The organism is Streptomyces sp. IMTB 2501, from assembly GCF_001953885.1.
In the GTDB taxonomy this organism is placed as follows: Bacteria; Actinomycetota; Actinomycetes; order Streptomycetales; family Streptomycetaceae; genus Streptomyces.
In genome coordinates this window covers 281,781-293,835 of record NZ_MQUS01000006.1, presented here as the reverse complement: position 1 = coordinate 293,835, position 12,055 = coordinate 281,781, and the positions used below count along the sequence as shown (strand labels likewise).

Here is a 12,055-nt window from a genome sequence, read left to right as displayed (position 1 = left end):
TCGTTACGGACGGAAGCGATCGCTTCCGGGGTCGTTTGATGGAGGCAGTGATGGGTGTGGCAGCCGGTCCGATCCGCGTGGTGGTGGCCAAGCCGGGGCTCGACGGCCACGATCGCGGGGCCAAGGTCATCGCGCGCGCCCTGCGCGACGCCGGTATGGAGGTCATCTACACCGGGCTCCACCAGACGCCGGAGCAGATCGTCGACACCGCCATCCAGGAGGACGCCGACGCGATCGGCCTGTCCATCCTCTCCGGCGCGCACAACACGCTGTTCGCCAAGGTGATCGACCTGCTCAAGGAGCGTGACGCCGCGGACATCCTCGTCTTCGGCGGCGGCATCATCCCGGAAGAGGACATCGCGCCGCTGAAGGAGAAGGGCGTCGCGGAGATCTTCACGCCGGGTGCGACGACCGCGTCGATCGTGGAGTGGGTGCGGGAGAACGTCCGTCAGTCGGCCGCGTCCGGCGGCTGAACCGACGGTTGGGTGAGCGGGGGCTGGTCCGGCGCCAACTCGCGGGCCATGTCCGCCCGCAACCGCAAGGTGGTGACCAGCCGCTGGAACGCCTCCGCCCAGTACCCGCCGGCCCCCGGCGCGGCGTCCTCCCGTTCGTCGGGTATCGCCAGCAGCCCCTCCAGCCGGACGGCCTGCGCGGGATCCAGGCAGCGCTCGGCCAGCCCCATCACGCCGCTGAAGCTCCACGGGTAACTGCCCGCGTCGCGCGCGATGTTGAGCGCGTCGACGACAGCACGGCCCAGCGGCACGGCCCAGGGCACCGCGCACACCCCGAGCAGTTGGAACGCTTCCGACAGACCGTGTGTCGCGATGAACCCTGCTACCCAGTCCGCCCGTTCCACAGGTTCCAGGGCGGCCAGCAACTTCGCCCGCTCGGCCAGCGACACCGCGCCCGGCCCGCCGGCCTCCGGCGCCGACGGCGAACCGAGCAGCGCCCTCGACCACTCGGCGTCCCGCTGCCGTACCGCGGCCCGGCACCAGGCCGCGTGCAGCTCGTCCCGCCAGCCGTCCGTCACCGGCAGCGCCACGATCTCGCGCGCCGTCCGGCCACCGAGCCGTCCCGGCCAGGTGCCGAGCGGGGCGGACTCCACCAACTGCCCCAGCCACCATGACCGTTCCCCTCTGCCCGCAGGGGGCGGGCCCACCACACCGTCGCGTTCCATACCGGAGTCGCACTCGAGCGGTGGTTCCACCACGATCGCCGGCGCGTCCTCCGTACGGTCGAGGGCCACGCACGCCGCGGCCCGTACGGCCATGCGCGCGGCGAGCGCCGAAGCGGGCAGCGCCGACAGCAGTTCCGCCGCCGTGGCCCGCACATTGCGGCTGCGGTCGCCCAACGCCTGTTCCAGGAATGGCTCGTCGGCGGCGGACAGGCCCGTACGCAGCGAGTCGAGGAACATCAGCCGGTCCTCCGCCCGTTCCGTGGGCCAGGTCGACGCCAGCAGTTCACGCGCGCGTGCGGGCGTGCCGGTGCGCAGCGCGCCCAGCAGGGCCGCCCGCTCGGCGAACAGTCCCTCCTGCCACAGCCGGCGCACCGCCTCGGCGTCCTCGGGGTCGGGAAGTGCGGCGCCGCCGCCGGGGGCCGCGCGCAGGGCGAACCGCCAGTCCGCGTTCAGCCGGGCCAGCCACAGCGCGCGCGGGCCCGCGAACGACAGCGCGGCAGGGCGCAGGTCCGTACGATCCCGGGCCGCGTCCAGCAGGGCGGGCAGTGTCTGCGGGGGTGCCGCGTACCCGTGCGCGTTGGCCGTCGCGAGCCACTGCGGGAGCAGCTCCATGAGGTCCGGTGAGCTGCCCCGGCGGCCACCGGTCCCGCCGCCGGAGCGGTCGGCCAGCAGCGTGGCAAGCCTGCGGGCCGCGGCGGCGGGCAGGGCCGGGCGCGGATCCCCGGGCGCCGGTTCCGGCCGCCGGGCCGCGTGTGCGGGTCGTAGCCCGGCCCGCCGCCGTACGGTCGCCATGGCGGCCTCGTCGAGCAGCGCCAGGGGGGCCTCCCGGCCGGATCCGCCGTAGGCGGCGGGGCGTCGGTCGGTGCCGAGGAGAGCGGTGGTGACCAGGTCTTCCCAGGAGCTGAGGGCAGCAGCGGTGGCCGCGTCGGTGGAGGATGTCCCGTTCATCGCGTTCCCTTCCCTGCGTCGGTCCGGTTGCCGGTGTCGCCTTGTCGGCGTCGTCTTCCTGGAGGAGCCGTCAGCACAGCGGTACCGCCTCGCCCGTGCTCCGTGGCCAGGCCGTGAGCGGGGTGAAGCCGCGGTGGCCGCACTCGCCGAAGACCGTGACCGGGGCGCCGCCGGACAGCGCGACCAGACGCCACAGGCCGGGGCGGGAGCGGGCGGCCCGGGTCAGCGGCAGGGCGCGGTCCGTGTCGGCGTCGGCCAGCTGCCACAGGTCGCCGTCCGGGACCGGTACCACCCGGTCCAGCGTCACCGGGACCGATTCCAGCCAGGGGTCGTCGCGCAGCGCCTTGCCGTACTGGGCGGCCGCCTCGGCCGTGGTCGTGCCCGGTGGGCGGAACCCGGCCGGTGCGGGCGGGGCGAACCGCTCACCCAGGGCGGACCGGGACTGACCGGCACCCGGAAAGGAGGACAGCTCCGCGTCCAGGGCCAGCCCCACCGGCAGGGACAGGTCGGGAGCCCGGCCGGCCGCGCCGTAGGACAGCAGCAGCCGGGTGCGGCCCGACGCGGCGCCGTGCAGCCATATCCGGCGCGTCGTCAGTTTCGGGTCCACCGAGTCGTACTGGGCGAGGACCAGCCAGTGGTCGCGGACCGGCGCTCCGTCCGCCGTGGCGGGCAGGCCCAGCCGGGAGCGGACCGTGGCCGCGAGGGCGTCCGGCAGCCGGTCGCGGCGCAGCCAGCCCTGGTCGAGCAGGTGCAGCAGCGCGCACTCCTCCAGCAGCCGGGCCGGCCAGCCCGCGCCGGACGCCGGGATCGCCCCCAACTCCCGTATACGTGCGGCGAGTCCCGGTGCCTGTGCGTCGACCATGCGGGCCGCCGTCTCGTCCCACAGGCCGTACCCCGCCTGCTCGGCCGTGGCCAGGCCGCCGCGCAGCAGGTCGGCGAGGCGCTGCTCCAGCTCCGTCGCGCCCGCGGTGACCCGCTCGGCCCGGCGTTCGGCCCGCCGTCGCGCCGCCTCGGGATCGGCGGCCCCGGATCCCGAACTGCCCTCGCCCCGTGCCCGTTTGCCCTCGGTGCGCTCGCGTCTGCTCGCGAGCCACTGTTCGGCCCAGTCCGGCGGCTCGGCCGACGCCGGCACCGAGCCGTCGTCGGCCGCCCACAGCAGGAGCAGTCCGAGCGCGTGCTTGCACGGGAACTTACGGCTCGGGCAACTGCACTTGTACGCCGGCCCGGCTGTGTCCGCGAGATCGACCACCGTCTGATACGGCCTGCTGCCACTGCCCTTGCACAGCCCCCACACCGTCCCCTCTCCGCTGCCCGCCTCGGACCACGGACCGGCCGTGCCGAGCTTGCCTCCCGCTTTGCGTGACGCGGCGTCAGGCGCCAGTGACAGCACCTGTTCCGCGCTCCAGCGCACCCCCTGCTCAGTCATGCCACCGACGGTAGGTCCCGCCACTGACAATCGGCCGGGAGCGGGCATTTATGCAGGTCAGAGCGATTGTCAGTGGCGTGGTGCACGGTGGATGCCAGATCCGAACCGGCCGAGCTGGAGGGGGCCTCAGCCATGTCTGCCATGTCTGCCACGTCTGCGTCTGCCACATCCACGTCCGTGCGACCGACCACCGCCGAACCGAGCGACGGCGAAAGCGCACAGGCGCTGCGCCCGCACGCCGAGCACGCCTTCGCCGCCGAACTGACCGCGCTCGCCGCGCAGGACGACCGCCCGCGCCCGGCCCGCTGGAAACTGTCGCCGTGGGCGGTGGCGACGTATCTGCTCGGCGGCACCCTGCCGGACGGCACGGTGATCACACCCAAGTACGTGGGCCCGCGCCGGATCGTCGAGGTCGCGGTCACCACGCTCGCCACCGACCGCGCCCTCCTGCTGCTCGGCGTACCCGGCACCGCCAAGACCTGGGTGTCGGAGCACCTGGCAGCCGCCGTCAGCGGCGACTCGACCCTGCTGGTGCAGGGCACGGCCGGCACCCCGGAGGAGGCGATCCGCTACGGCTGGAACTACGCGCAGCTGCTCGCGCACGGACCGAGCCGCGACGCCCTCGTGCCGAGCCCCGTCATGCGCGCCATGGCCGAGGGTATGACGGCCCGCGTGGAGGAGCTGACGCGTATCCCGGCCGATGTACAGGACACGCTGATCACGATCCTTTCCGAGAAGACCCTGCCCATTCCGGAGCTGGGCCAGGAGGTCCAGGCGGTCCGCGGGTTCAACCTCATCGCCACCGCCAACGACCGGGACAGAGGCGTCAACGACCTGTCCAGCGCGCTGCGCCGCCGCTTCAACACCGTGGTGCTGCCGCTGCCGGAGAGCGCCGACGCAGAGGTCGGCATCGTCACCCGCCGCGTCGACCAGATCGGCCGCTCCCTCGACCTGCCGGCCGCGCCCGACGGCATCGAGGAGATCCGGCGAGTCGTGACCGTCTTCCGCGAGCTGCGCGACGGCATCACCGCCGACGGCCGCACCAAACTGAAGTCGCCCAGCGGCACACTCTCCACGGCCGAGGCGATCTCCGTCGTCACCAACGGCCTCGCCCTGTCCGCGCACTTCGGTGACGGCGTCCTGCGCCCGGGCGATGTCGCCGCCGGCATCCTCGGCGCCGTCGTGCGCGACCCGGCGGCCGACCGGGTCGTCTGGCAGGAGTACCTGGAGACCGTCGTCCGCGAGCGCGAGGGCTGGACGGACTTCTACCGCGCGTGCCGGGAGGTGAGCGCATGAACGACACGCGCTGGCCCAAGGCCCATGACTCCGGGCCGCTCCTCCTGGGGGTGCGGCACCACGGTCCCGGTTCCGCCCGCGCGGTGCGCACCGCGCTCGACGCCGCCCGGCCGGCCGTCGTCCTGATCGAGGGCCCGCCCGAGGCCGATGCACTGATCCCGCTGGCCGCCGACCCGGACCTGCGACCTCCGGTCGCCCTGCTCGCCCATGCCGTGGACGAGCCAGGACGCTCGGCCTTCTGGCCCTTCGCCGAGTTCAGCCCCGAATGGGTGGCGATCCGCTGGGCCCTGGAGCATGGCGTCCCGGCCCACTTCATCGACCTGCCGGCCGCGCACACGCTCGCGTGGGAGGAGAGCGAGAAGGAGAAGGAGGCTCCCGCCGGGTGCGGACCGCCGGCCGGACCCGGTGCCGAGGAGACCGCCGCGGATCCGCAGAAAGACGACGACAGCCGGGACGCCGACAAGAACCGGGACACCGACCAGAGTCGGGACACCGACCAGAGTCGGGACACCGAGGAGCAGGTCCGGGTCGACCCGCTCGCCGTTCTCGCCGAGGCCGCCGGATACGACGATCCCGAACGCTGGTGGGAGGACGTCGTCGAGCACCGGGGCCCGGGCGAGCGGGACCCTTACGCCGCGTTCGCCGCGCTGGCCGATGCCATGGGCGCGCTCCGCGAGCGGTACGGAGCGGGCGGGCACGCCCGGGACCTCGTCCGCGAGGCGCACATGCGGCTCCGACTGCGCGCGGCACGCAAGGAGTTCGCGGACGAGGTGGCCGTGGTCTGTGGCGCCTGGCATGTGCCCGCGCTGCGCGAGAAGACCACCGTCGCCGCCGACCGGGCTCTGCTGAAGGGGCTGCCCAAGGTCAAGACCGACCTGACCTGGGTGCCCTGGACCCACCGCCGGCTCGCCCGGTCCAGCGGATACGGCGCGGGCATCGACTCGCCGGGCTGGTACGGCCATCTGTTCCACGCCCCGGACCGGCCGGTCGAGCGGTGGTTGACCAAGGTGGCCCGGCTGCTGCGCGAGGAGGACCGGGTCGTCTCCTCCGCCCATGTCATCGAGGCCGTCCGGCTCGCCGAGACCCTGGCGGCGCTGCGCGGCCGCCCGCTGCCCGGGCTGGGCGAGACCACCGACGCGGTGCGCGCGGTGATGGGCGAGGGCTCGGACGTGCCGCTGGCGCTGGTGCACGACCGGCTGGTGGTCGGCGATGTCCTCGGCGAGGTCCCGGAGTCGGCGCCGGCGGTACCGCTGCAGCGCGATCTGGCCCGGCAACAGCGTGCGCTGCGACTCAAACCGGAGGCACTGGAGCGCGAACTGGAGCTGGACCTGCGGGGCGACACCGACGCCGGCCGCAGCAGGCTGCTGCACCGGCTGCGGCTGCTCGGCATCGGCTGGGGCGAGCCCGCGCGGTCCCGGGGGAACACGGGCACGTTCCGGGAGACCTGGCGGCTGCGCTGGGAGCCGGAGCTGTCGGTGCGGGTCGCCGAGGCGGGCGTGTGGGGGACGACCGTACTGGCCGCTGCGCAGGCCAAGGCCGAGGCCGACGCGACCGGCGCGGGCGCCCTCGCCGACGTCACCGCGCTAGCCGAGCAGTGCCTGCTCGCCGGTCTGCCGGACGCCCTGCCGGTCGTCATGCGGGTACTTGCCGACCGCGCGGCGCTCGACGCGGACGTCGGCCATCTCGCCCAGGCCCTGCCCGCCCTGGTCCGTTCCCTGCGCTACGGCGACGTACGCGGCACGGACACCCGTGCACTGGCGGGTGTCGCCGCGGGTCTCGCCGAGCGCATCTTCGTCGGCCTGCCCCCGGCGTGCGCCGCGCTCGACAGGGACGCGGCGGACGAGATGCGCGGCCACGTGGACGCCGTGCACACGGCAGTGGGGCTCCTGACGGAGACGCTGTCCGGTGCCGGTGCCGGTGCCGGTGCCGGTGCCGGTGCCGGTGCCGGTGGCGCTGTCGGTGGCGGCGGCGCGGGTGCGGTGGAGCGCGTCGGTGCCGGGGGTCGGGGCGGCCCGGGCGTGGGTGCCGGTGGGCAGGAGCCCGCCGACGCCGGTGCGGGTGCCGGTGTCGCTGCGCCCACCCGTGCCGTCCCAGCCGCACGGCTGCCCGCAGCCACGCACGACGGCACCGGTGCCGGGCAAGGTGATCTGCGGGACCGTTGGCGGGCCGTCCTGCGGACCTTGTCGTTGCGGGACAGCGTGCCCGGTGTGCTTCGGGGGCGGGCGGTGCGGCTGTTGCTGGACGACGGCGCGTTGCGGTCCGAGGAGGCCGCGCGGTTGATGGGGCTCGCGCTGTCGCCGGGGACGCCGCCCGCCGACGCGGCCGCCTGGATCGAGGGCTTCGTCGGCGGCGGGGGAGGGCTGCTGCTGGTGCACGACGAGCGGCTGCTCGGCCTGGTGGACAGCTGGCTGACCGGGGTGCCGGCGGCGGCGTTCACGGACGTACTGCCGCTGCTGCGGCGCACGTTCGCGGCGTATGAGCCGGGGGTGCGCAGAACGCTCGGTGAACTGGTCCGGCGCGGACCGGGAGATGGGGCGGCCGGGCGGGCCGCCCACGGCGCCGTGCCACCCGGCTTCGCCGCCGAGCCGGACACCGAGCGCGCCGACGCCGTACTGCCGGTGCTGCGACTGCTGCTCGGACTGGACGACCTGTTCGAGACGACGGACGACAACAGCCTTGCGGAGGTGGGCGCATGAGGAGCGAGTCGATGCCGCCGGACACGGACGATCCGGTGCGGGAGCGGCTGCGGCGCTGGCGGCTGGTGCTCGGCGGCGACCAGGCCGACGGCACCGGATGCGCGCTGTCCGGCCGGGACGCGGCGATGGACGGCACCCTCGCCGCGCTCTACGGCAAGGAGGACAAACCGCAGGCGGGCCGGGACCGTTCAGCGGGACTCGGAGCCTCGGCACCGTCCGTGGCCCGCTGGCTCGGGGACATCCGCACGTACTTCCCGGCCTCCGTCGTCCAGGTCATGCAGCGCGACGCCATCGACCGGCTCGGCCTCGCCTCACTCCTGCTGGAGCCGGAGATGCTGGAGGCGGTGGAGGCGGACGTGCACCTGGTCGGCACGCTGCTCTCGCTGAACAAGGCGATGCCGGAGACGACGAAGGAGACGGCTCGCGCGGTCGTGCGCAAGGTCGTCGAGGACCTGGAGAAGCGGCTCGCGACCCGTACCCGGGCCACCCTCACCGGCGCCCTCGACCGCAGCGCGCGCATCAGCCGGCCGCGCCACCACGACATCGACTGGAACCGCACCATCGCGGCCAACCTCAAGCACTACCTGCCCGAGTACCGCACGGTGGTGCCGGAACGGCTCGTCGGATACGGGCGCGCCGCGCGGTCGGTGAAGAAGGAGGTCGTGCTCTGCATCGACCAGTCCGGGTCGATGGCCGCGTCGGTGGTCTACGCGTCCGTGTTCGGCGCGGTCCTCGCCTCCATGCGGTCGATCAGCACCCGGCTGGTCGTCTTCGACACGGCGGTGGTCGACCTCACCGACCAGCTGGACGACCCGGTCGACGTCCTCTTCGGCACCCAGCTTGGTGGCGGTACGGACATCAACCGGGCGCTCGCCTACTGCCAGTCCCAGATCACCCGGCCCGCCGAGACCGTGGTCGTGCTGATCAGCGACCTCTACGAGGGCGGCATCCGCGACGAGATGCTCAAGCGGGTGGCGGCGATGAAGGCGTCCGGGGTGCAGTTCGTGGCGCTGCTCGCGCTGTCGGACGAGGGCGCGCCCGCATACGACCGGGAGCACGCGGCGGCGCTCGCCGCGCTCGGTGCACCGGCCTTCGCCTGTACGCCCGGTCTGTTCCCCGAGGTCATGGCCGCGGCACTCGAGAAGCGGCCGCTGCCGATACCGGACACCGTGTGACGCCGGGCACGAAAGAGGAGGGGAACGGGAAAAGAGGGATGCAGAAGTAGCGATGCAGAAGAGGGGAAAACGGACATGAGTACCCATGGGGAAGGGGGGGTTGCGCCGCCTCGGGCGTGCCGTGCAAGGATCGGTGGAGCCCGTGCCGTGCCGATCCGAGGATGTCCGTCTCCTTGACCTTCCCAGCAGCCTTCCTTGGTATCGCCGTGCGCATGCTGCGTACGGCGGCGGGACGGCGTGCGCTCCAACTGGCGCTGCTGGTGGGCGGACTGTTCGCGCTGGGATTCCTCTGCGGTGAACAGGCGCACGCGGCCGACGGAACCCCGCTGCCGGCGAAGGTGACTTCGGCGCGGCCCGGAGAGACCGGCCATGAGAACCCGGTACGGGTGGTCCGCACGGTCACCGAGCGCGTGGCCGCCCCCGTGCGCAAGGTCGGTGAACAGTCCGTCACGCCCGTGCGCGACGTGGTGACCACGGTGTCCCGGTCCCTTGAGGCCGCGGCCGCCCGAGCCGTCGAGAAGCCACGGACATCCGAGCCCACCCTGCCGTTGCCCGACCTGACCCAAGTCCCGGACGCGCCCGTCCAGCTGGCGTCGGAGCCGCAGTCGGCGGCGCCTCGCCCGCAGGGGCACGGTGACGCGACGGTGTTCGCCCCGGTGGGGCAGAAGCAGCGGCACGCCGGCGCCCGGGCCCACGCTCACGCGGACCGTTCCGCCGTCGGCGCACCGGCGCCGGTCGCCTGGTACGGCCCGGGGGCCATCTCCGTGCCGCAGCCCGTGACGCACACCCTGGCCCGGCACGGCACCGCCGCCGTGGGTGCCCCCGGCCGGCCCGCGCCCACCGGGGACCCGGACGGTCTGCTCGGCAAGCAGGCAGCCGACGGCAATGTGTCCCGTCACGGCGACGCGTACGCCGTCGCCCTGGACCACCGGGCGCCCCTGCGGCTCACGCCCGGCATCACCGCGTGCGTCGACGCGCCCCGCACCCGGGAACGGCACCGGGACATCCCCGTCTTCCCCGGCTAGGCAGCACGGCCGACCTCCCCGCCACGGACCTGTCGCGCGGGGGCGGAACAGGTCTGCCCGTCCGTCCGGACCCCCAGTGACCAGCGCAATCCGCGCTCATATGTCTCGCGTTGAGCGGCCTCCGGACGGAACCCCTAGCCGTTTCCAGCTCTTTCCAGCTGCTTCCAGCTGCCTTCGAAGGACTTGACGCACGCAATGAACAAGAACATCCGTCGTTCGATCGTGATAGCCGCCGGGGTCACCGGCGCATGGGCACTCGGCTCGTCCGTCGCCAGTGCCGACGAACTGTCCAGCACTTCCGTGTCCGCATCGGACGCGGGCACCGACTCCGTCGCCGGGACGGTCGACGGCGTCCTCAGCGGTGTCCACGACACCGTCTCCGGCGTCCAGAACACCGTCGGACAGACCGTCTCCGGCCTGACCGGCACGGCCGCCTCGGCCACCTCGACCGTGTCGGGTACCGCCGCCCAGGCCACGCAGTCCCTGCAGTCGACGCGGACCACCGGCAGTGCCACCGGAACCGTCGACCAGGCCCACCGCTACGTCGACGCCAAGGTTCCGGCCGCCGCGAAGATCCGGGGCGCCGAGGCCGTCAGGGGCGCCCAGGCGGCCCGTAAGGCGCAGGCGCACGCCCAGGCCCGCGTCCAGTCCGACGGCACGCACGGCACCGGGCACGTCACCGGGCACGTCACCCACGCGGCGGCGCACGCCGCTTCGACCGTGTCCCAGGCCGCTCCGCACGGCACCGCTCAGGACGGGATCGACTACCTCTTCGGCCCGCTCTCCTCCTTCGCCCCCGAGGTGGAGGAGGCCCTGGCGGCCGCTCAGACCAAGCTCCAGGTCACGCAGGCGGCCGCCCGCGCGAAGGCGCAGGGCGTCGAGGGTGCCGTACGGACGACGGCGCAGCGGACCGTCGCCGGCGCGCAGGGCCGGACCGCCGGTGCCGCGGCCGTCGCGCGCGGTACGGCCGCCGGGGCGACCGGCGCGGCCGAGGCCTCCGTCGCCGGGGTGCCCGCCCAGGTCACCGGTACGGCCACGGGTGTCGAGCAGCGGGTCGTCGGCACGGTCCGGGCCGTGCCCGGCGCGGTGACCCCGGTGGTGGACGAGACGACCGCCGCCGTCGTCCCGCCGGTGGCCTCCGCGGCGGTGCACGGCGCCGTGCCGGTCGCCGGTCAGGCGGTGGCGGGCGTACAGGGCACGGCCGGACACGCCGTGACGGGTGGATACGGGACCGCCCAGGACGCCGCCTTCGCCGTGCGGGGAGTCGCCGGGGGCGCCGTCTCCGGTGCGCTGGGCGTCGCCGAGGGCGCCGTCTCCGGTGGGTACGGGACCGCCGGGGGTGCCGTCTCCGGGGTTCACGGGGTCGCCACGGGTGCCGTCGGTGATGTGCGGCCGGTGGCCGCGGACGCGACGTCGTATGCCGGCGGGCTGGTCGGGCAGGTCGCCCAGAACGCCACGGAGGCCGTGCTGCCCCCGGTGGCCGCCGGTGTCGTGCACGGGGTCGTGCCGGTCGCCGGGCAGGCCGTCGTCGACGCGGGCACCCTCGGTCACGGTGTGGCCGGTGACGCGCAGCCCTTCGCGGGCGGTGCCGTCGGCGCCGTACCGCCGCTCGCGTACGGCCTGACCGCGCAGACCGGGGACTTCGCCGAGGGCGCGACCGCGCAGCTGCCGCCCTTCGCGGCCGGAGTCACGGGTGCGACCACGCCCCTCACCGACACCGCCACCGGGACCGTGCACCAGGCGGCCGGCACCGTCACGTCCACCGTGACGCCCGTGGCCGGCCAGGTCGCCGGGACCGTGCGGCCGGTCGCCGACGGGACCGTCGGGAGCACGGCCGGCCTGGCCCACGGCATCACGGGCGAGACCGGGCCCTACGCGGCGGGCGTCACCGGCACCGCCGCGCCGCTCGCTCAGCAGGCCGAGTCCTTCGCGTACGACCTCCAGGGCACGGTCCGGGACGCCGGTGGCCCGCTCGCCGGGCACGCCGTCGGCGGAGCCGCAGGGGCCGCCCGTACGGCCGTACCGACGACGCACCTCCAGGACCCGTACGGCGTGCGGGGCGCCGCATCGGGCATCCGATACCAGGGCTGACAACCCCGAAGCGCTCCGTGGGGTGCCGGACCCGGACGGCCGAATTCCGTCGGTCCGTCCGGCCGGGGCCCCGCGGCCCGGGCGGGTGGTCCCCATTGGGGTGGGGATCAACCGCCCCGGCTCCGGAACCACCGGGGCCGTCCCCGGGGCCTCACCGGGTCAACCCCAGCCCGGTGAGGCCTCACACATCGCCCCGAAGCCCCAGATCCGGATGCGTTCCG

The 12,055-nt window shown here is 74.6% G+C and carries 8 protein-coding genes; 6 read left to right on the top strand and 2 right to left on the bottom strand.

The features are described 5' to 3' along the window. The first annotated feature begins 50 nt into the window (after positions 1-50). The gene (locus AV521_RS13515; RefSeq protein ID WP_076087908.1) at positions 51-473 is read left to right on the top strand and encodes a cobalamin B12-binding domain-containing protein; all 423 of its coding nucleotides are present in this window, start codon (positions 51-53) and stop codon (positions 471-473) included. Here AV521_RS13515 and AV521_RS13510 read toward each other — a convergent pair. Together AV521_RS13510 and AV521_RS13505 are read right to left on the bottom strand one after the other, a co-directional pair. Then, positions 449-2,125: a DUF5691 domain-containing protein gene (locus AV521_RS13510; RefSeq protein WP_076087906.1), complete on the bottom strand. Its 1,677-nt coding sequence runs from the start codon at positions 2,123-2,125 to the stop codon at positions 449-451. The genes AV521_RS13515 and AV521_RS13510 overlap by 25 nt on opposite strands. Before the next feature lie 70 nt (positions 2,126-2,195). Next, entirely contained in the window at positions 2,196-3,551 is a 1,356-nt protein-coding gene (locus AV521_RS13505) for an SWIM zinc finger family protein (protein ID WP_076087904.1), read from the bottom strand. A 141-nt stretch (positions 3,552-3,692) separates the two neighbouring features. Here AV521_RS13505 and AV521_RS13500 point away from each other — a divergent pair, with 141 nt between their 5' ends. The 5 genes from AV521_RS13500 (at position 3,693) to AV521_RS13480 (ending at position 11,834) form a co-directional block, all read left to right on the top strand. Beyond that, on the top strand, positions 3,693-4,847 hold the full coding sequence (locus AV521_RS13500) for an AAA family ATPase (protein WP_076087903.1): 1,155 nt from the start codon (positions 3,693-3,695) through the stop codon (positions 4,845-4,847). After that, positions 4,844-7,543, top strand: coding sequence for a DUF5682 family protein (locus tag AV521_RS13495; RefSeq protein ID WP_076087901.1), 2,700 nt, complete (start codon positions 4,844-4,846; stop codon positions 7,541-7,543). Before AV521_RS13500 ends, AV521_RS13495 begins: the two co-directional genes overlap by 4 nt. Then, positions 7,540-8,718, top strand: coding sequence for a VWA domain-containing protein (locus tag AV521_RS13490; RefSeq protein WP_256725535.1), 1,179 nt, complete (start codon positions 7,540-7,542; stop codon positions 8,716-8,718). Before AV521_RS13495 ends, AV521_RS13490 begins: the two co-directional genes overlap by 4 nt. Positions 8,719-8,891: 173 nt before the next feature. Further along, positions 8,892-9,743: a hypothetical protein gene (locus AV521_RS13485; protein ID WP_076088059.1), complete on the top strand. Its 852-nt coding sequence runs from the start codon at positions 8,892-8,894 to the stop codon at positions 9,741-9,743. A gap of 195 nt (positions 9,744-9,938) precedes the next feature. Further along, entirely contained in the window at positions 9,939-11,834 is a 1,896-nt protein-coding gene (locus AV521_RS13480) for a hypothetical protein (protein ID WP_076087897.1), read from the top strand. Positions 11,835-12,055: the final 221 nt, after the last annotated feature.

Coding starts and splice junctions, on each gene's coding strand:
- AV521_RS13505 (WP_076087904.1), bottom strand. CDS start 3,551: ATGACTGAGCAGGGGGTGCGCTGGAGCGCGGAACAGGTGCTGTCACTG.
- AV521_RS13515 (WP_076087908.1), top strand. CDS start 51: ATGGGTGTGGCAGCCGGTCCGATCCGCGTGGTGGTGGCCAAGCCGGGG.
- AV521_RS13500 (WP_076087903.1), top strand. CDS start 3,693: ATGTCTGCCACGTCTGCGTCTGCCACATCCACGTCCGTGCGACCGACC.
- AV521_RS13495 (WP_076087901.1), top strand. CDS start 4,844: ATGAACGACACGCGCTGGCCCAAGGCCCATGACTCCGGGCCGCTCCTC.
- AV521_RS13510 (WP_076087906.1), bottom strand. CDS start 2,125: ATGAACGGGACATCCTCCACCGACGCGGCCACCGCTGCTGCCCTCAGC.
- AV521_RS13490 (WP_256725535.1), top strand. CDS start 7,540: ATGAGGAGCGAGTCGATGCCGCCGGACACGGACGATCCGGTGCGGGAG.
- AV521_RS13480 (WP_076087897.1), top strand. CDS start 9,939: ATGAACAAGAACATCCGTCGTTCGATCGTGATAGCCGCCGGGGTCACC.